Source organism: Marinobacter sp. ANT_B65 (assembly GCF_002407605.1).
GTDB lineage: Bacteria > Pseudomonadota > Gammaproteobacteria > Pseudomonadales > Oleiphilaceae > Marinobacter.
Window position 1 is genome coordinate 15,418 of sequence record NZ_NXGV01000004.1, and the last position, 18,438, is coordinate 33,855.

The window sequence follows — 18,438 nt, forward strand, 5'->3', positions numbered from 1 at the left end:
AATGAGTTCAGGGAAGCGAGGAGCGCACCGTGAGTGAAACATCTCCAGACAATCTGTTACTGGCACTGCAGGACCCGGAACTGTACAACCATCCGGTTGACGGGTTCCAGGTTATCGAAACTCACATTTCCCAGGTAATTCTGACTGGTCAGTACGCCTATAAAATCAAGAAACCCATGAATTTCGGGTTTCTTGACTTCTCCACCCTGGAGCGCCGAAAGCACTTCTGTGAAGAAGAACTGCGCCTCAACCGGCGCCTGGCAGAACCACTTTATCTGGAAGTTCTCCCCATAACCGGTACCCCGGAGGAGCCAGTCATCGGCGGCGAGGGTGAGCCGTTTGAATACACGCTGAAAATGCGTCAGTTCCGTCAGGATCAACTGTTTGATCACCTGCAGGAAACCGGCGATCTGAAACCGGAACTGCTGTCCAGCCTGGCACAGCAGGTGGCTGGCTTTCACAGCGGACTGGAGCCGGTAGCAGAAGACAAACCTCTGGGAACTCCCGAAGCCGTGTACGCAGCTATGCAGGAGAACTTCGACCAGATACGGCCGATGCTCGACGAAGGAGGGTTACTAAGCCAGCTTGATAACCTTGAAGCCTGGACACGAACCACCTTCGAGCGCCAGCGGGACTTGATCGCCAAACGGCGTGAAAATGGCCTGGTTCGGGAATGCCATGGCGACCTGCACCTGGCTAACATCACTGTTTACGACGGCAAGGTCACGATTTTCGACTGCATCGAATTCAACGAGCCCTTCCGTTGGATTGACGTCATTAACGACCTGGCATTCCTGTTGATGGACCTGGAATCCCGGGGCGAGCCGGCTCTGGCAAACCTGGTTCTGAACACCTATCTGGAATACCGCGACGATTTTGAAGCCCTGCCTCTGCTTCCGCTCTACAAGGCATATAGGGCGCTGGTGCGCGCCAAGATTGCTCTTTTCACTCTGGCGAATCCGTCCCTGAGTGAAGAAGAAAAAACGGCACTCATGCAACGCTATAGCGACTATGCCCAGCTTGCGGAAGATTACAGCAACATTCCAAACCCTTACCTGCTCGCTACAGTTGGCCTGTCTGCCAGTGGCAAAACATGTGTAAGCGCCGCGCTGTCCCGTGAGCTTGGTCTTATCCGCCTGCGCTCTGACGTTGAACGTAAGCGCCTGCATGGCCTGGCACCACTGGAGAGCAGCCGCTCGTCGACCGGGGGCAATCTGTACTCCGACGAGGCCACCGAAAAAACCTATGAACGTCTCGCAAAGCTGGCTGGAGATCTGCTCGCCTCGGGATTTCCGGTTATTGTCGATGCCGCCTGCCTGAAAGAGCGAGAGCGCACGATGCTGAGCTCTGTCGCTGAGAGCCAGGGAGCCCCCTTCGCACTGATTCACTGCGAAGCCCCGGAGGATCTGCGAAAAGAGTGGGTGCGGAAACGTAAAGGTGATGCCTCGGAAGCGACCATTGAATTGCTGGATATCCAGAAAGACTGGTTCGAGCCCCTTACGGACAAAGAAAGCACCTATACCGCTCACCTGCATACAGATCAGGAACATGTTGCAGAAGCGGTTGCAGACAGAATCCGGCAGCACTTTGGCCTGCCAGCGAAATAAACGGGCGATACTCCCGGAACAACCGGAACAGAAGATCACAAGGATCTATCATGGAAACCGATGCCGTTCGACACATCAATGACCCGCTCTATGAAACACTTCGCAAGGAGGACATCACCGCCTTCAATGCCGGAAAAGCAGCGCGGACCAACTTGCCGAGTTTTGCTCATGGAGATTTCAGAGGGCTGGAACTACGCGGGCTTGACGCTCAGGGCCTGGATCTGAGCCATGCTTATTTTCGGGGTGCCGACCTCAGGGGTATAGATTTCAGCCAGGCAAATATGGAGGGAGCCAGCATTGCCGGCGCCAAGATCTCCGGATGCTTCTTTCCCGACAGACTAAAGGCCGATGAAATCCTTATGTCCCTGAACCACGGCACACGAATGCGATACAGCGCAGACATATGACGGGCAGGCAAACTACACAGTGGCAGCCGGTCTGCAACAGGAAATCCTTGCAGCCAGGCCTGTTCATTGAGTTTTCAATGGATCGAGCCGGGCCCGGCCTGACGGAGAGCGCTGACACCTTGCCACAGAGGGGCTTCGTGTTTCTGGATGACACCACACCCAGGGCCTACCTGAACCAATGCCCTCACACGGGCATTGAACTGAACTGGATGCCGGGCCGGTTTATGGACACTGACAATCTGTTCATTCAGTGCTCAACCCACGGTGCCTTGTTCAAACCCGGAGACGGCGAATGCATTGCAGGGCCCTGTCAGGGTGATGTACTCACCGCGCTGGATGTGCGGGAAAACGGAGAGATTCTGGAAGTCAGACTTCCAGAATAACCGGCACCGCCTCAACAAGCCCCATCTCGCCGGATGGACTGCCGTCGGCGTTGGCCAGATTCGCCCGATAGGCTATAACCTCAACACCCGCGTCACATGCTTGCCGCAACAACTGGCCGTACTGCTGGTCGATATGATCCGCAGGCCGGACAGTTTCGATCCCGGTATGGTTAACCACGAAAAACAACACAGCGCGATCGCCAAGCGCAACCTGAGCCATCAGTTCCCGCAAATGTTTCTGCCCACGGGTTGTCACCGCATCCGGAAAGAAACCCTGGCCGTTTTCCTCAAGCGTCACGTTCTTCACTTCCACCCAGGCATCCGGCTCTGTCTCATGCCCGGAAAGTAACAGATCAATCCGGCTTTTTTCCTCGCCATACTTCACTTCCGGACGACAATGACTGTAGCCGGTCAACTCGCTGATACGGCCTGTCTCAATTGCCTCACGGGCCTGTGCGTTCGGTCTCGCCGTATTTATGCAGGCAAGTATTCCCGGTGACGTTTCAACAAGCTCCCAGGTATAAGGCAGCTTGCGAGCGGGGTTATCGCTGATGCTCAGCCACACTCTGCCATCGGGAGGCTGGCATCCGAGCATGGAGCCCGTATTCGGGCAATGGGCCGTTACTTCAGTGCCGTCGGGCAATCGGACATCCGCCAAAAAGCGTTTATAACGACGGATAAGGCGCCCTTCAATCAGGGGCTGGGGGAACTTCATAGGCTCTCCAAATGCGAAGTAGGTGTCACAGGGCTGGCACCACCGTAACTAATCTGCTATTTTCCGCCAAATCCCGTTTCAGGACGATTGCTTTATCCAAACTATTGATCGCGCCGCAGCGGGGGCTGGCGCGCAGGGAAGCAGAACGTCCTTGTGAAGTGTAAAAAAGAGGCCGGGTTAAATGGCAAATACATCGAACGAAAGTTTCACCAACTTCACCCCTTATGAAATGAAGAAGGGTGAAGAGTACATGAGTGCCGACATGCGGGAGCACTTCAAGGAGCTGCTGCGTCAATGGAAACAGGAGCTCATGGAAGAAGTGGACCGCACTATGCATCACATGCAGGAAGATGCGGCAAACTACGCGGATCCCAGTGATCGTGCAACCCAGGAAGAAGAGTTCAGCCTGGAACTGCGCACCCGCGACCGCGAGCGTAAGCTGATCAAGAAAATCGATCAGACTGTTGAGCGTATCGACAAAGACGACTACGGTTTTTGTGACCAGTGTGGTGTTGAGATAGGCACTCGCCGACTTGAAGCGCGCCCGACAGCAACCTTGTGCATTGATTGCAAAACCCTGGCCGAAATTCGCGAGCGCCAGACTGGCATCTGAGACGACAAGCCCGATCTGGCTGGCGCAGCCCTTTGAGGTTCCGCCGGCCGATCAGCTTTATTCATGAACGGTTTTTACAACTACCAGGGCCGTTTTGCGCCCTCACCCACCGGGCCACTTCATTTTGGCTCGCTGGTTACGGCCCTGGCCAGTTACCTGGAAGCAAAGTCCCTGGGTGGACGATGGCTGATTCGCATTGAGGATCTCGACCCGCTCCGGGAGCCACCGTCAGCAACAGGCCAGATCCTGAACAGCCTTGACGCCCACGGACTGTTTCCCGACACACCAGTACTCTTCCAGTCCCGGCGCCAAAGCGCCTATCACACAGCGATAGAACATCTGCTGAGCACCGGCCGTGCATATCGCTGCAGCTGCTCCCGCAAACAACTCCTGGCCAATCATGGCCGACACCCCCAACACTGCAGAGAGGTCAGCACCGCATCCTCCAGCCAGCCCTTCGCCATACGCTTTGCTCTCCACGATGAACAGTGTTGCTGGCAGGATCAGATACTGGGGCCACAGCACCAGGTTATCCGGGCGGAAATCGACGACCCTGTCCTTTTGCGCAAGGAAGGTTTTTTTGCCTATCAGCTTGCCGTAGTGGTAGATGATATAGAGCAAGGCATTACCGACGTGGTTCGCGGCTCAGACCTGCTGGACATGACCGGCCAGCAATTACAGATCTATCAGGCTCTGGAGGCAACGCCACCACGATGGCTGCACATACCGGTAATTGTTAACGAGCAAGGACAAAAACTATCGAAACAAAACCACGCTCCGGCACTGGATGACCGCACTCCAGCAAGAAACCTGTTCAATGCATTGACTGCGCTGCACCAGAAGCCACCGGAATCACTACTTGGCGGGTCGGTGGAAGATTTGCTGGAATGGGCCTGCGCGCACTGGAAACGCAGGGCCATTCACCTGACATCCCGGTAACAGTCGTGGTATAAAGCCTTTCACAAACTTCAGCGCGGATCCTATGCCTGATGTATATCTACCGTCTGGTTTTTCTACTTGTTCTGGCCATCTATATTTTCTCACCGAACATTCTCGACTGGTGGACTTCACCCGGGAATGCCTGGTACAGCCCGTTCGTGGTTTGGGCTGGCCTCATAGCCATCGGATTCTGGCTGGAATGGCGGCGAGACCCAGATGAGTTTTAGCGCCTCAGGGTTGTTGCTCGCAAACCTGCTCTACCTTGTCCTTTTGTTCGGCATTGCCTGGATAACCGAGCATGGCATAGTACCTCGCCACTGGGTACGCCATCCGTTGGTGTACACGCTGAGCCTTGGTGTATACGCAGGCATCTGGGCGGTTTATGCGGCGGTCGGCATGGCGGCCGAATCCGGGTACGGCTTCCTTGCCTATTACCTGGGCATCAGCGGCGCCTTCCTGTTGGCTCCGGTTCTCCTCAACCCCATTATGAGAATAGGCCGGGCCTACCAGCTCACCTCGCTCGCCGACCTGTTTGCCTACCGGTATCGCAGCCAGTGGGCGGGCACGCTTGTCACACTGTGTTCCGGGTGCGCCATCCTCTCCTTACTGAGCATGCAGATTCAGGCCGTAACCACATCTGCCAGCATCCTCGCCCCGGACACCTCCCCGCAACTGATCAGCGTTATGTTCAGCCTCACAGTGGTGCTGTTCGCCATGCTGTTTGGCGCCCGCCGCAATCAGGATGCTGAAAGCCACCCGGGGCTGGTACTTGCTATTGCCTTTGACTCTCTCGTTAAACTTGTTGCCCTCCTGGTCATTGGCGGCGTTGTCCTTTTCAGTGTGTTTGGAGGCATGAGCGAGCTGGAAGTCTGGCTGGCCAATAACACCACGCCAGCCACCACCATGTCACTTAGCGTTGATGACGGGAGCTGGCGGGCTCTTATGCTGATGTCCTTTGCCGGCGCACTTGTGTTACCGCACATGTATCACATGACGTTCAGCGAGACCCCGTCTCCCAAGGCTCTTGCAAAAGCCAGCTGGGGACTCCCCCTCTACTTATTGTTACTGGGGATCCCTGTCCCCCTGATTCTGTGGGGCGGTCAGGCTCTGGAAGTTGCGACCGGCCCGAATTTTTATACGCTCGGGATTGCCCAGGCACTGGAAAGCCCTGCACTCACCCTACTGATGTACATTGCCGGGCTTTCGGCCGCCAGTGGCCTGATGATCGTCAGCACCCTGGCTCTCGCCGGCATGGTCCTGAACCATGTGGTATTGCCACTGAAAACGCCAAAAGACCAGGGTGACATTTATCGCTGGCTGCAATGGATCAAACGCCTTCTGATTGCCGCAATTATCATGCTGGCGCTGCTGTTTCATGAAACGCTCGGCAAAAACCTGGACCTTTCCATTCTCGGGGCAATTTCACTTTCCGGAACACTGCAATTGTTACCGGGTGCTCTGGGCGTTATTTACTGGCCGGAAGGTAACCGTCGCGGGCTGATTGCGGGGCTGATTGCCGGGCTGATGGTCTGGGCAGCAACATTGGTACTGCCTTTCTCCCATACCGCGAACCTGCTGGAATGGCTGAACGCGCCCCTGGTCCCGGATTACAGCAACTGGCACATATTTACCTTTATCAGCCTGACTGCAAACGTTGCCGTCTTTACATTGATCTCCGCTCTCAGCAAAACCACCAACGAAGAGACAAGCGCCGCACAAGCCTGCACCCTGGGCGCACTCTCGCGCCCCCAGCGCAGAGAACTGCTCGCAAGTTCTTCCGCTGACTTTATACGCCAGATGTCCGAGCCTCTTGGCCAGGAAGTTGCGAAGCGGGAAGTGGAGAGAGCCCTCGGGCAACTGAAACTCCCCAATGTGGAATATCGCCCCTATCAACTGAGACGTCTTCGTGATCAGGTTGAAATCAACCTCTCTGGTCTGCTTGGGCCATCAGTAGCCCGAGACATGGTTAAGCGCCACCTGGGCTTCAAACCCATAGCCCGGGGCGGCACCGCTCAGGATATCCGTTATGTAGAACGCGCACTTGGCGACTACCAGAACCGCCTTACCGGTCTAGCAGGCGAACTCGACAACCTTCGCCGGCACTACCGTCAAACCTTGCAGAACCTGCCTATTCCGGCCTGTTCAGTGGGCGATGATGGTGAGATTCTCATGTGGAACCATGCTATTGAGGCACTGACCGGGATCACAGCCGACGATGTTGTAGGAGCGCGCCTGATGGCCCTGCCAGACCACTGGCACCATCTGCTGGATGACTTCAACAGCGGAGAAGACCTGCATCGTTACAAGCACCGGCTGGACCTCAAAGGCAAGCCCCACTGGCTGAATCTGCACAAAGCTGCCATCAGCGGGCCAGACCACCCCGACGGAGGCAGCATCATCCTGGTAGAAGACCAGACAGAAATCCGCTTGCTGGAAGATGAGCTCATGCATAGCGAGCGCCTGGCGTCGGTCGGACGACTGGCCGCAGGTGTGGCACATGAAATCGGCAATCCGGTGACAGGCATTTCTTCTCTGGCACAGAACCTCAAACTGGAAACCGACAACCCGGACATTCTTGATACTGCAAGCCAGATTCAGCAGCAGACCCGGCGCATATCAACCATTCTGCAATCGTTGATGAACTTCGCACGGACCGGCAACCATGCCCAGGCCAACCGATACGAACCAGTAAGCGTCCGCCGGTGTGTCGAGGAATCGATCAACCTGCTATCCCTGGGCGACAGAGTGCCTGGCATCCATTACTTCAACGACTGCCCGGAAACACTTCAGATACTGGGCGATGAGCAACGTCTTGTGCAGGTCTTCGTAAATCTGCTGGCTAACGCCCGGGACGCGTCCCCCGAGGGCGGTTCAATCCGGGTCACTGGCATGGATGACGGCTACTCAGCTATCATCGAGGTCATTGACCAGGGGTCGGGAATACCTGTAGACCAGCTTGACCATATTTTTGAGCCCTTCTACACCACCAAGGCAACCAACAAGGGCACCGGCCTGGGCTTGTCTCTGGTATACAGCATTGTTGAAGAGCATTACGGCAACATTCAGGTCGAAAGCCCAGCCGACCCGGAAACCGGGCTCGGTACCTGCGTACGACTGAAACTGCCTGCCTATGAGCCGGAGACAGACAACTCCGCCATCCGCCCGAATGAAAGGTTCTGAAACTGCCATGCCCCGTATTTTAATCGTGGAAGATGAAGACATTATTCGCTCCGCTGTCCGCAAGCTGCTTTTGCACGCTGGCTATGACGTTGAAGATGTTGGTTCTGTGGAAGAAGCAGAGCAGGACCACGATCCTGACAAGTTTGACCTGATCATTTCAGATCTGCGCCTGCCGGGTGTTGCCGGCACCGAACTGATCAACCGGGCACCGAACACCCCGGTACTCATCATGACCAGTTACGCCAGCCTGCGGTCTGCGGTCGACTCCATGAAAATGGGTGCCGTGGAATATATAGCCAAGCCGTTTGATCATGACGAGATGCTGGCTGCCGTCGAAAGCATTCTCGCTCGCACAATGTCGCCAGCCCAGGAGCGCCGGGAGGAAGCGGCAGCCCCGTCCGAAAATGGTGACCCCGCCAGCATCATGTACGGCCAGTGCGAGCCCATGCAGCGGGTTTTCACACTTATACGGAAAGTAGCACCAACAGAAACAACCGTGCTTGTGCAGGGCGAATCCGGTACAGGTAAAGAGCTTGTCGCCCGGGCGCTGCACCTGTTAAGCCCTCGTGCTGCAAAGCCACTGATCTCGGTAAACTGCGCAGCCATTCCGGAAAGCCTTATTGAATCCGAACTGTTCGGACATGAAAAAGGCGCGTTCACGGGTGCAGTTTCTGCCAGAACCGGGCTGATCGAGGCGGCAGACGGTGGAAGTCTGTTTCTGGATGAGATTGGTGAACTGCCGGCCGAAGCGCAAGCGCGCCTGCTACGGGTCCTCCAGGAAAGCGAGATCCGCAAAGTGGGCTCAACCCAGAGCAGAAAGGTCAACGTTCGAATGATCGCGGCAACCCACCGCAACCTTAAGGCAATGACCCGTACCGGCGGGTTCCGGGAAGATCTGTACTACCGCCTGAACGTGATGCAGATACGAATTCCTCCCCTGCGTGAACGTCAGAGTGACATTCTCGGACTGGCCCGGCGATTCCTTATTACCCAGGGCCAGAGAGTGGGCAAACCCAACCTGAATCTCAGCCCCGAAGCAATGCGGGTTCTTGAGAGGCATCGCTGGCCAGGCAACGTACGGGAACTGGAAAATGCTATCGAGCGAGCCAGTATCCTGTGCGACGGAGACATCATTACGCCCTCACTGCTGGACCTGGACAGCGAGGGTGGTGACGAGTACATCCCCGAAACGCTTGTGGAGGGCAACAATGAGCAGCTCCACACCCGTGACGCAGACAGCGCCAGCGACCTTTCTCTGGAAGACTACTTCCAGCACTTTGTACTGGAAAATCAGGACCGCATGAGCGAGACCGAACTCGCCCAGAAACTGGGTATCAGTCGGAAATCCCTATGGGAGCGCAGGCAACGGCTCGGTATTCCCCGAAAGAAAACCTCAGGAAACTGACCATCTCACAACCCGGGGGCTTGCCCGCCCAGCCCCCAAAAGTACGAACTCACGTTCAGTTGTTACCGCATGTTCCCCAAGGTAACACTCCACAGGAAATGAGCAGACTGCGGGTAACACTTATGGGAGATACGGGGTAACACTTACAAGGCGAAAAATACTAAGTCATTGTTATTGTTAATATTTCAAAAACTGGCACACCAACTGCAACCTATTTAAGCGCACGACAACAAAAACAATAGTGACAAAGCAGCGACTCAACAAAAACAAAAAGCTGCGGGAATACGTTCAGCAACAAAAACAAAAACAGAACGTGAGCGAATTGAGTGTTTTGAGTACTTTGCTTTTTTGGTAGTTGGTTGGCATGTGCGAGTTGTAGAGATGCAAAGAAGAATCACCCCAGAGGTGACGCAGCACCTACAGATGACTTGTTCGCTGTCTTTGACTGCTCATTGTGTTCAAAGCTTTCCGTTTGCACTGCTGAGAAGCCTCGGTTTGAGGATATACAGCGGGGTACAAAAACGAAGAAAAATCCCGACATAAAAATAAAAACAATGCAAATAGTCAACGTTTTGAAGGCGGATTCGTGAAAGCGGATCCGCCTTTTGATTATCCGGGGACCACAAGATTCCCAGGCAAAGTGTGCAAACCCTGCTCAAACCGTTAAACTCTGGGTTTTGCTCAACGCAACCACGGATTTCAATGCAAAAAACACTTTCCTCCATTTTTGAACATTCCGTCGACAAGCTCCGCTCTTTCATGCCCGGAAACGGTAAAAGAAAGACACCGGTCTACCAGCGACGGGAAATCTCCAGGGACCAGCACAACGTCTCACGCTCGGCTATCAGCGATCCTGCCAAGAAAGTTCTCGGCCGACTGAACAATTCGGGGTATGAGGCTTACCTTGTGGGCGGTGGTGTGCGAGATATTCTTTTGGGCAAGCAGCCCAAGGATTTCGACATTGCTACCAACGCAACCCCGGAAGAAGTTCACGACCTGTTTCGCAACTCCCGCCTTATCGGCCGGCGATTCAGAATTGTTCATGTCGTGTTTGGGCGTGAAGTTATCGAAGTAACGACGTTTCGTGGCAACGCGGGTGCAGCAGACGATGACAGCACCGACGATGACCGCAAAACCAGCGAGCACGGCCTGCTGTTGCGCGATAATGTTTACGGCAACCAGGAAGAAGATGCACTGCGCCGGGATTTTACAATCAACGCGCTTTACTACTGCATCCGGGATTTTTCCGTTATTGATTTTGCCAACGGCATTGAAGACCTTCGTAACCGACAACTCCGCCTGATTGGAGACCCGGAAACCCGTTACCGGGAAGATCCGGTCCGCATGCTTCGCGCCATCCGCTTTGCGGCCAAGCTTGGCTTTGATATAGAAGCAGAAACAGAAAAACCCATTCAGGAACTGGCACCCTTACTGACCCACATCCCAGCAGCTCGCCTGTTTGAAGAAGTATTGAAGTTGTTTTCCGCCGGGCACGGAGAGGCCACCTATGACCTTCTGACCCACTACAATCTCCTGGCGCCATTATTCCCGGAAACTGTGAAGGCCATTGAGGCAGGAGAATCGGATGAACTGATTCGACAGGCCTTACGCAACACCGACGCCCGGATTGCACAAGGCAAGTCGGTCACTCCTTACTTTCTCTTCGCCGCCATGCTCTGGCCAGCACTTCAGAGAGAATGGAACCACCGCCAGGATAACGGTGACCCGGTACAACCAGCACTTCACGGCGCAATAGCCAAGGTAATTGGCCGGCAGGTTCAGGCAACATCCATACCCAAACGCTTCTCAGGGCCCATGAAAGAAATCTGGGAACTTCAGATGCGTCTGCCCCGTCGTCAGGGCAAACGGGCCCTTGTTACCATGAGCCACCCCAGGTTTCGGGCAGCCTACGACTTCCTGCTGGTCCGGGAAGCCTGCGGCGAAATCGAGCCAGGGCTAGGCAAGTGGTGGACAGAATTCCAGCGCCTGGACGAGCGCGGACAGGAGCGCATGCTTTCTGAACTCAGCAATGACGCACCGAAAAAGCGACGGCGCCGTAAACCGGTCAAACGGCCTGCGCCCTGATGAGAACGGATGCTTTTATTGGATTGGGAAGTAACCTGCAAGAACCCGCAGCTCAGTTGGCAAGGGCTGTTGCAGAGCTTGCGGCCCTCCCGGAAACCACTCTCGTATCCCAATCGCCCTTTTACGCCAGCAGACCAGTTGGGCCTCAGGATCAGCCAGACTATATCAACGGCGCAGTATGGCTGAGCACCGGGCTTGACCCGCACATCCTGCTCAATCAACTCCAGGCCATCGAACAGGCCCATGGCCGGGAGAGACTCCGGCGCTGGGGTCCGCGCACTCTGGATCTTGACATGCTGGTGTTCGGCGACTGTGTGCTGGATGACGACCGGCTTACTGTCCCCCACCGGGAACTCCCCAACCGGGACTTCGCCCTTCAGCCGCTGCTGGATCTGAAACCTGACCTCAGGCTGCCAGACGGCACCACAATCGCCAGCCTCAGGGCACAATGCCCCGACAACCGGTTGCGCAAACTTCCACCTCCGGATTACCCTTAGCACCTGAACGCCGGTTATCTCCGGCGCGGTCTTGGCCCACATACCCAAAAGGCATGGATTTTATGGCGGTTACCATCAATACCCTGCGGGAATACAAGCAAAAGGGCGAGGCCTTCTCTGCCCTCACCTCTTATGACGCCACCTTTGCCCAGGTAGTCAGCGAAGCCGGAGTGGACGTGATTCTGATAGGCGACTCGCTGGGCATGGTTCTTCAGGGCCACGACAGCACTCTGCCGGTCACCATGGACCAGATTGTTTACCACGTCAGCTGCGTCGCCAAAGGCAACCGTGGCTCACTGATCATGGCGGATATGCCTTTCATGAGTTATGGCACCGTAGATGCAGCTCTGGAGAACGCCGCAGAGCTCATGCGCGCAGGCGCTCATATGGTCAAGCTGGAAGGCACCGACTGGATGAAAGACACCATCACTGCGCTTTCCGAGCGGGCTGTACCCGTGTGTGCCCACCTGGGGCTGACACCACAGTTCGTAAACAAGTTTGGCGGCTACAAGGTTCAGGGCCGCGATGAAAGGTCAGCAGACACCATGATCGAGCATGCCTGCCAACTGGAAGCTGCCGGTGCTGATGTCATTCTGCTTGAATGCGTTCCCGCTCCCCTGGCTGCGCGGATTGCCAAAGCTGTAAAGGCGCCGGTTATCGGCATTGGTGCAGGCGCCGAAACCGATGGCCAGATCCTGGTGCTACACGATATGCTGGGTATCACCACCGGCCGCAAACCACGCTTCGTGAAAAACTTTCTGGCAGAGACAGACTCTATCCAGGAAGCTATTTCCGCATACGCTAAAGCAGTGCGCGAGCGCACATTCCCCGCCGAGGAGCATACGTTCAAGGCATGAGAACCGTACATTCACTGAAAGAGCTGCGTGCCATCCTCCGCGGCTATCGCCAGCAGGAAAAAACCATTGGCCTGGTACCGACCATGGGAAACCTGCATGAGGGGCATATCTCACTGGTCCGTAAGGCAGCGGAAGCGGCCGACATTGTGGTTACCAGTATTTTTGTCAATCCGCTGCAGTTTGGCGCCAACGAGGATCTCGATACCTATCCTCGTACCCTGATCGAAGATCAGGATAAGCTCAGAACTGCAGGAAACACTCTGGTCTTTGCTCCTTCAGCCGACGAAGTCTATCCGGACGGCCTCGCCCGACACACCCGGATCATCGTGCCGGAGGTCAGTGAAGGCCACTGCGGCACCAGCCGCCCGGGGCACTTTGAAGGTGTTGCGACTGTGGTCGCAGCCCTGTTCAATATGATTCAGCCCGATTGCGCTGTGTTTGGCGAAAAAGATTTCCAGCAACTGGCGGTCATCCGCAAGATGGCAAAGGACCTTATGGTCCCGGTTGAAGTAATTGGCGCGCCAACTATCCGGGAGGATGACGGCCTCGCCAAAAGCTCACGCAACAGCTACCTGTCCGATGAGGAACGAGCGATTGCGCCAGTTATATATCAGATACTGGAAGCTACATCGGCAAAAATTGCCGATGGCCGTGAAGATTTTGAGACGCTTGCCCAAGAGGCCGGAAACAGCCTGAGCGATGCAGGCCTGCGCCTAGACTACTTCAATATTGCAAACAGCCAGACCCTGAAACCTGCGGTTCCGGAAGACCGGGAAATTACATTGCTGGCTGCAGCCTTTCTCGGCACCACCCGGCTGATTGACAACATCTCGGTAATTCGCTGAGACATTAGCCAATTCACCAGGAAAGGACTCTCTGATGACATCGCCACGCTCCGCCCTGACATCAACACCCGAATGGCAGGAACTGAAAACCTGCCAGGAGCGTCTGAAAAGCAGCCCCATGCGGGCACTTTTTACGGACGACCCGGGGCGGGCAAAGCGTTATTTCATTGACGGTGCAGGCCTGTCTCTGGACTTCTCGAAAAACCGGCTCACAGACGATGTGCTTGACGCACTGATGGCACTGGCTCGCCGGTGCAAACTGGGAGACCGCAGAGCCGCTTTGCTTGGTGGCGAAAAGGTGAACGTCACCGAGAACCGCCCTGCACTGCACACGGCTTTGCGGAACCCCGGGGCTGACAGCCTTGTGGTTGATGGCGTGGATGTGATCGCCGAAGTAAATTCAACGCTTAAGCGTATGGATACCTTTGTGCAGGAAGTGCTGAGCCAGTCACGCAAAGGCTATACAGGCAAGGCATTTACCGATGTGGTCAGCATCGGTATCGGCGGTTCTTTTCTTGGGCCAAAACTGGTGACAGAGGCTTTACAGCCATACCGTCAACCCGGCCTTCGTTGCCACTATGTGGCCAACATCGACGGCACTGAAATTTGCGAAACACTGGCAAAAGTCAATCCTGAGACCACACTGTTTCTGGTTCAGTCAAAATCCTTTGGCACGCGGGAAACACTCGAAAACAGCAAGGTTGCCCGGAAGTGGTTTCTCGATCACTGCAGCAACACACAAGCTGTTGCCAGCCACTTTATGGCCGTTACCGCCAACACACCTGCCGCACAGGCCTTCGGCATTGATCCTGATAACGTTTTCCCGATGTGGGACTGGGTAGGCGGGAGATATTCACTCTGGTCAGCTATCGGACTGCCTGTCGCACTGACAGTCGGCATGGACAACTTCCGGGCGCTACTTGCGGGTGCACACGCCATGGATACTCACTTCCGTGACGCCCCCCTGGAAAAAAACCTGCCGGTCGTCATGGCTATGCTGGGCATCTGGTACAACAATTTCTGGGGCTCCGAAACACACGCTATCCTGCCCTATGATCACTACCTCCGCAGCCTGCCAGATCACCTGCAACAACTGGATATGGAAAGCAGCGGCAAGCGGGTCAGTCAACACGGGGAATCGCTGGATTACCAGTCAGGGCCCGTCATCTGGGGTGGCGTAGGAGCCAACGGCCAGCACGCATACCACCAGTTGATTCACCAGGGCACCCGCCTGATTCCCGCGGACTTCATAATCCCCCTGCAGACCCATAACCCCGTTGCAACACACCATGCAGACCTTTTTGCCAATTGCCTGGGCCAGTCCAGGGCAATGATGACAGGAAAGACCCTGGAAGAAGCCAAAGCAGAGCTCGCTGCAGGCGGATGGTGCGAGGCTGACGTTGAACGCCTGGCACCTCACAAGGTCATCCCGGGGAATCAGCCCAGCAACACCCTTATGATGGAAAAAGTAACGCCGGAAACCGTCGGAGCTCTGATTGCGCTCTACGAACACCGAACCTTTGTACAGGGAGTTATCTGGGATATAGATTCGTTTGATCAGTGGGGCGTTGAACTGGGCAAACAGCTGGGGCAGGACATTCTTCCGAGGCTTCTGAAACCCGGCGCGGAGAGCAAAGCGAGCGATAGTGCCACGGATAATCTGATAGAGCTGTTCCGCAAATCAAACCGCCTTTGAAATCACCCGCCCCTGCCAGCTGAAATCTATCGGCCACAACTTCTGGCCGGTATTGTAGCCTTGCCAGAGCTCAAGATAACTCTTCCGGCACACAGGATGTTTCACCGTCGGAGCAATATCTGCCAGAGGGCGCAGCACAAAAGCGTTCTTGAGAATCTCGGCCCTGGGCAATTCCACACCGTCCATCCGGCCTACAGCCTCACCGTATGTCAAAATATCGAGATCCAATGTTCTTGCACTGAATTTCGGGGCACCCCGGAGACGGCCGTTTTCTGCCTCCAGCTGCTTGAAGCGCCGTGAAAGCGCACCTACCGAAGAATTGGTCCTGATACCCACCACCAGATTAAAAAATGGAGAGCCGTCAAACCCTACAGCTTCACTTTCATAAACCGGAGAGATCTCAAACTCACCAAACCAGCCCGCCAGAGCATCCAGAGATGCACGGATGTACCGTTCCCTGTCAACATTGCTCCCAATACTGATATAGACCGGAACCTGATCAGCCATTACCGAGCTCTCCTCTACTGGCAAACCTTTCAATGCAGACCCCTACTGAACGAGCTGCGGGCACAGCGCCGGGCTTGCGCATCGTCAGCCGGAGCCAGCCAACGCCGAACTCCCGCAGTATAACCTCAGCCAGGACCTCCGCTCCGCGCTCCAGCAGCTGTGGCTCAAGCTCTTTAAGGCAGGATTCAACTCTTGCACTCACCGCCGCGTAATCAAGGGCATCCGCTACGTCATCCGACGCCCCGGGAATACAGTTATCCCAGGCCATCTCAAGATCCACCACCAGAGCCTGGGTTACTTCCCGCTCCCAGTCGTACACACCCACCACGGTTTCTACAACCAGGCCTTCGATCAATACACTATCTGCCAAGGGGGACTCCCGGGACTATCCCGCACACTGCTGATTGAATAACACACAGACTGCGGATACTGTAACTACACCGGCCTGCAAATTCAGGGCCGGCATTTTCGCATACAATACCCTGATACGTCTTTGTCTCTGAGCTCGCAAAATGATCCTGAGTGACCCGGCAATAACTGTTGCGCTATGTACCGCGGCCTATCTGGCCGGTTCAGTGCTGTTTGCACTCCCGGTTTGCCGGCTTTGGGGACTGCCCGACCCGAGGGCCCAGGGTTCGGGAAATCCCGGGGCAACCAACGTTTACCGGGCTGGTGGCTGGCAACCCGCCATGGTCACTCTGGCACTGGACGCTGCCAAAGGCTGGCTGCCTGTCTGGCTCGCACATAACGCAGGATTATCCGGCCTGGTGCAGGCGATGGTCGCACTGTTTGCCGTGACCGGGCACATGATTCCGGCATTCTATCGCTTCAAGGGCGGCAAAGGCGTTGCAACAGCGCTGGGCGCAGGCCTTGCACTGGCACCCGCGACAACACTGGCAATGGCAACTCTATGGCTACTGGTACTCTGGCGCTGGAGAATCTCCGCACTGGCATCTGTGATAGCCATCATCAGCGGGCCGGTTATCAGCGCATTTATTGAACCGGAAAACCTGCCCATGTTTGGCCTGCTGGCGATTCTGATCGTCGTGCGTCACCGCAATAATCTGATACGCCTCGCCCAAGGGCGGGAAATCGGCCTTTAACCCAGCCCTGGCTCAATCAACAAGCCCGGTCAGGCGAGTCTCTGCGAGAGACGGCAACAGGTTCATAGGCCACCTGGGCACAGCCACAATCCGTTCACCGTCACATTGCCCCGCTTTCATACGCTGGGCACCGGCATAAGCAATCATCGCCCCGTTATCGGTACAAAATTCCGGGCGGGCATAAAACACCTGAGCACGCAGCTTTTCCGCCATTTTTTCAAGACCGGCCCGCAGCCTCTTGTTGGCACTGACTCCTCCGGCAATTACCAGACGATCACAGCCAGTCTGCTCAAGCGCTCGCCGGCACTTGATTACCAACGTATCCACGGCCGCCGTTTCAAAAGCCAGGGCAATATCAGCACGCACCTGGTCCGTAAGCCCGTCCGCCGACTTTTTCTCCCCATTAACGGTATTGAGAGTAAAAGTCTTCAGCCCGCTGAAACTGAAGTCCAGGCCAGGCCGGTCTGTCATCGGGCGGGGGAACCGGTAGCGGCCCGGCACACCCTTTTCAGCCAGCGCAGCTACCCGAGGGCCGCCGGGATAGTCCAGCCCCAGCATTTTCGCGGTTTTGTCAAAGGCCTCACCAGCTGCATCGTCTACTGACTCGCCAAGCATTTCGTACTCCCCGATGCCATCCACCCGCACCAGCTGTGTATGCCCGCCCGACACAAGCAGAGCCACAAACGGGAATGCCGGCGGATTCTCCTCCAGCATGGGCGCCAGCAGATGACCTTCCATGTGGTGCACGCCAAGCACCGGTATGCCAAGAGCGAAGCCAAGGGCGTGGGCAACAGAGCCACCCACCATAAGAGCCCCGATCAGTCCGGGCCCCGCAGTGTAAGCAATACCTTCAATATCCTTGCGTGTCTGTCCCGCATCCGAGAGCACCTGATCACACAAGGGCAGCAGCTTGCGCACATGATCGCGGGATGCAAGCTCTGGCACTACACCGCCGTAATCGGCGTGCATGTCCACCTGACTGAACAATGCGTGGCTTAGCAGCCCCTCATCGGTGTCAAACAAGGCAACGCCGGTTTCGTCGCAGGACGTTTCAATACCCAGAATCAACATATAACCTGGCCACATCAGTTGGTATAAATGGATAAGCGGTGCGCATTTTAGCAGAAACCCCAAACTCACTGGCAGTTTCATCGAACAAACATTGACCTGGCCACAACCCAGGCGCTATCATTGCCGCCCTAAATTACGAACTGGTCGAGTTTTAGCCAATAGGACCAGGGATAGAGCCAGTCTGGCAACGCCGGGCGTGCATAAAATTGAAACCGAATCTATCAGGTAGGTGATTGTCGAATGCCAGCTGTTAAAGTGAAAGAGAACGAACCGTTTGACGTAGCACTGCGTCGCTTCAAGCGTTCCTGCGAAAAAGCGGGTGTGCTCTCCGAAGTGCGTCGCCGCGAGCACTATGAGAAGCCGACTTCCGTTCGCAAACGTAAAGCAGCCGCAGCCGTTAAGCGTCATCTCAAGAAGCTTCAGCGGGAACAGCGCAAGTTCGAGCGTTTGTACTGAGTTCCAGCAGACGCCGCTTGACTGCAAAGCACTGATTGCCTGTACAGCCGCAGGCTGCACAGAGCGACCAAA

Annotated in this window: 19 protein-coding genes; 15 read left to right on the forward strand and 4 right to left on the reverse strand. The window is 55.7% G+C overall.

From position 1 onward, the window contains the following. Positions 1 to 29 precede the first annotated feature (29 nt). From CPA50_RS16130 to CPA50_RS16140, 3 genes are read left to right on the forward strand one after another with little or no spacing between them, the layout of a single operon-like run. Positions 30 to 1,607 carry an AAA family ATPase gene (locus CPA50_RS16130; RefSeq protein WP_096783573.1) on the forward strand — a complete coding sequence of 526 codons (1,578 nt, stop codon included), beginning with the start codon at positions 30 to 32 and terminating at the stop codon, positions 1,605 to 1,607. 50 nt (positions 1,608 to 1,657) lie between these two features. Next, positions 1,658 to 2,014 carry a pentapeptide repeat-containing protein gene (locus CPA50_RS16135; RefSeq protein ID WP_096783574.1) on the forward strand — a complete coding sequence of 119 codons (357 nt, stop codon included), beginning with the start codon at positions 1,658 to 1,660 and terminating at the stop codon, positions 2,012 to 2,014. Further along, on the forward strand, positions 2,011 to 2,397 hold the full coding sequence (locus tag CPA50_RS16140; RefSeq protein ID WP_096783575.1) for a Rieske (2Fe-2S) protein: 387 nt from the start codon (positions 2,011 to 2,013) through the stop codon (positions 2,395 to 2,397). Before CPA50_RS16135 ends, CPA50_RS16140 begins: the two co-directional genes overlap by 4 nt. Here the strand turns inward: CPA50_RS16140 and sfsA are convergent. Further along, positions 2,381 to 3,112: a DNA/RNA nuclease SfsA gene (gene sfsA, locus CPA50_RS16145; protein WP_096783576.1), complete on the reverse strand. Its 732-nt coding sequence runs from the start codon at positions 3,110 to 3,112 to the stop codon at positions 2,381 to 2,383. The genes CPA50_RS16140 and sfsA overlap by 17 nt on opposite strands. Before the next feature lie 181 nt (positions 3,113 to 3,293). Here sfsA and dksA point away from each other — a divergent pair, with 181 nt between their 5' ends. The 10 genes from dksA (at position 3,294) to pgi (ending at position 15,229) form a co-directional block, all read left to right on the forward strand. Beyond that, on the forward strand, positions 3,294 to 3,725 hold the full coding sequence (gene dksA, locus CPA50_RS16150; RefSeq protein ID WP_096783577.1) for an RNA polymerase-binding protein DksA: 432 nt from the start codon (positions 3,294 to 3,296) through the stop codon (positions 3,723 to 3,725). Between the two features lie 63 nt (positions 3,726 to 3,788). Next, entirely contained in the window at positions 3,789 to 4,664 is an 876-nt protein-coding gene (gluQRS, locus tag CPA50_RS16155; RefSeq protein ID WP_096783578.1) for a tRNA glutamyl-Q(34) synthetase GluQRS, read from the forward strand. Between the two features lie 50 nt (positions 4,665 to 4,714). Further along, the gene (locus CPA50_RS19490; protein ID WP_179397250.1) at positions 4,715 to 4,891 is read left to right on the forward strand and encodes a hypothetical protein; all 177 of its coding nucleotides are present in this window, start codon (positions 4,715 to 4,717) and stop codon (positions 4,889 to 4,891) included. After that, positions 4,881 to 7,844, forward strand: coding sequence for an ATP-binding protein (locus tag CPA50_RS16160; RefSeq protein ID WP_096783579.1), 2,964 nt, complete (start codon positions 4,881 to 4,883; stop codon positions 7,842 to 7,844). The genes CPA50_RS19490 and CPA50_RS16160 overlap by 11 nt, the downstream gene beginning before the upstream one ends. A 7-nt stretch (positions 7,845 to 7,851) precedes the next feature. Continuing rightward, positions 7,852 to 9,249, forward strand: a complete 1,398-nt coding sequence (locus CPA50_RS16165) for a sigma-54-dependent transcriptional regulator (protein WP_096783787.1) — start codon at positions 7,852 to 7,854, stop codon at positions 9,247 to 9,249. Between the two features lie 759 nt (positions 9,250 to 10,008). Next, positions 10,009 to 11,334, forward strand: a complete 1,326-nt coding sequence (gene pcnB / locus CPA50_RS16175; protein ID WP_413772173.1) for a polynucleotide adenylyltransferase PcnB — start codon at positions 10,009 to 10,011, stop codon at positions 11,332 to 11,334. Continuing rightward, entirely contained in the window at positions 11,334 to 11,831 is a 498-nt protein-coding gene (folK, locus tag CPA50_RS16180; protein ID WP_096783580.1) for a 2-amino-4-hydroxy-6-hydroxymethyldihydropteridine diphosphokinase, read from the forward strand. Before pcnB ends, folK (CPA50_RS16180) begins: the two co-directional genes overlap by 1 nt. A gap of 62 nt (positions 11,832 to 11,893) precedes the next feature. Beyond that, positions 11,894 to 12,688: a 3-methyl-2-oxobutanoate hydroxymethyltransferase gene (gene panB, locus CPA50_RS16185; RefSeq protein WP_096783581.1), complete on the forward strand. Its 795-nt coding sequence runs from the start codon at positions 11,894 to 11,896 to the stop codon at positions 12,686 to 12,688. Further along, positions 12,685 to 13,533, forward strand: coding sequence for a pantoate--beta-alanine ligase (gene panC / locus CPA50_RS16190; protein ID WP_096783582.1), 849 nt, complete (start codon positions 12,685 to 12,687; stop codon positions 13,531 to 13,533). The genes panB and panC overlap by 4 nt, the downstream gene beginning before the upstream one ends. Before the next feature lie 34 nt (positions 13,534 to 13,567). Further along, the gene (gene pgi / locus CPA50_RS16195; protein WP_096783583.1) at positions 13,568 to 15,229 is read left to right on the forward strand and encodes a glucose-6-phosphate isomerase; all 1,662 of its coding nucleotides are present in this window, start codon (positions 13,568 to 13,570) and stop codon (positions 15,227 to 15,229) included. Here the strand turns inward: pgi and folK (CPA50_RS16200) are convergent. Both folK (CPA50_RS16200) and folB read right to left on the reverse strand, forming a co-directional pair. Further along, complete coding sequence (gene folK, locus CPA50_RS16200) at positions 15,215 to 15,736, reverse strand: 2-amino-4-hydroxy-6-hydroxymethyldihydropteridine diphosphokinase (protein WP_096783584.1); 522 nt, start codon at positions 15,734 to 15,736, stop codon at positions 15,215 to 15,217. The two genes, pgi and folK (CPA50_RS16200), sit on opposite strands and share 15 nt — an antisense overlap. After that, positions 15,729 to 16,106 (reverse strand): dihydroneopterin aldolase, encoded by a 378-nt coding sequence (gene folB / locus CPA50_RS16205; protein ID WP_096783585.1) that lies wholly within the window; start codon positions 16,104 to 16,106, stop codon positions 15,729 to 15,731. Before folB ends, folK (CPA50_RS16200) begins: the two co-directional genes overlap by 8 nt. Positions 16,107 to 16,248: 142 nt before the next feature. Between folB and plsY the strand changes: the two genes are divergently transcribed. After that, a complete protein-coding gene (gene plsY / locus CPA50_RS16210) occupies positions 16,249 to 16,839 on the forward strand; it encodes a glycerol-3-phosphate 1-O-acyltransferase PlsY (protein ID WP_096783586.1) in 591 nt (196 codons plus the stop codon). A 12-nt stretch (positions 16,840 to 16,851) separates the two neighbouring features. Here the strand turns inward: plsY and tsaD are convergent, their stop codons facing one another. Beyond that, a complete protein-coding gene (tsaD, locus tag CPA50_RS16215; RefSeq protein ID WP_096783587.1) occupies positions 16,852 to 17,910 on the reverse strand; it encodes a tRNA (adenosine(37)-N6)-threonylcarbamoyltransferase complex transferase subunit TsaD in 1,059 nt (352 codons plus the stop codon). Positions 17,911 to 18,150: 240 nt separating this feature from the next. Between tsaD and rpsU the strand changes: the two genes are divergently transcribed. After that, entirely contained in the window at positions 18,151 to 18,366 is a 216-nt protein-coding gene (gene rpsU / locus CPA50_RS16220; protein WP_072794797.1) for a 30S ribosomal protein S21, read from the forward strand. The last annotated feature ends 72 nt before the right edge of the window (positions 18,367 to 18,438 follow it).

Excerpts from the sequence above, each read along its gene's own strand:
- CPA50_RS16135 (WP_096783574.1), top strand. The coding sequence starts at position 1,658 with ATGGAAACCGATGCCGTTCGACACATCAATGACCCGCTCTATGAAACA.
- CPA50_RS16140 (WP_096783575.1), top strand. The coding sequence starts at position 2,011 with ATGACGGGCAGGCAAACTACACAGTGGCAGCCGGTCTGCAACAGGAAA.
- sfsA (WP_096783576.1), bottom strand. The coding sequence starts at position 3,112 with ATGAAGTTCCCCCAGCCCCTGATTGAAGGGCGCCTTATCCGTCGTTAT.
- dksA (WP_096783577.1), top strand. The coding sequence starts at position 3,294 with ATGGCAAATACATCGAACGAAAGTTTCACCAACTTCACCCCTTATGAA.
- gluQRS (WP_096783578.1), top strand. The coding sequence starts at position 3,789 with ATGAACGGTTTTTACAACTACCAGGGCCGTTTTGCGCCCTCACCCACC.
- CPA50_RS19490 (WP_179397250.1), top strand. The coding sequence starts at position 4,715 with ATGTATATCTACCGTCTGGTTTTTCTACTTGTTCTGGCCATCTATATT.
- CPA50_RS16160 (WP_096783579.1), top strand. The coding sequence starts at position 4,881 with ATGAGTTTTAGCGCCTCAGGGTTGTTGCTCGCAAACCTGCTCTACCTT.
- CPA50_RS16165 (WP_096783787.1), top strand. The coding sequence starts at position 7,852 with ATGCCCCGTATTTTAATCGTGGAAGATGAAGACATTATTCGCTCCGCT.
- pcnB (WP_413772173.1), top strand. The coding sequence starts at position 10,009 with ATGCCCGGAAACGGTAAAAGAAAGACACCGGTCTACCAGCGACGGGAA.
- folK (WP_096783580.1), top strand. The coding sequence starts at position 11,334 with ATGAGAACGGATGCTTTTATTGGATTGGGAAGTAACCTGCAAGAACCC.
- panB (WP_096783581.1), top strand. The coding sequence starts at position 11,894 with ATGGCGGTTACCATCAATACCCTGCGGGAATACAAGCAAAAGGGCGAG.
- panC (WP_096783582.1), top strand. The coding sequence starts at position 12,685 with ATGAGAACCGTACATTCACTGAAAGAGCTGCGTGCCATCCTCCGCGGC.
- pgi (WP_096783583.1), top strand. The coding sequence starts at position 13,568 with ATGACATCGCCACGCTCCGCCCTGACATCAACACCCGAATGGCAGGAA.
- folK (WP_096783584.1), bottom strand. The coding sequence starts at position 15,736 with ATGGCTGATCAGGTTCCGGTCTATATCAGTATTGGGAGCAATGTTGAC.
- plsY (WP_096783586.1), top strand. The coding sequence starts at position 16,249 with ATGATCCTGAGTGACCCGGCAATAACTGTTGCGCTATGTACCGCGGCC.
- tsaD (WP_096783587.1), bottom strand. The coding sequence starts at position 17,910 with ATGTTGATTCTGGGTATTGAAACGTCCTGCGACGAAACCGGCGTTGCC.
- rpsU (WP_072794797.1), top strand. The coding sequence starts at position 18,151 with ATGCCAGCTGTTAAAGTGAAAGAGAACGAACCGTTTGACGTAGCACTG.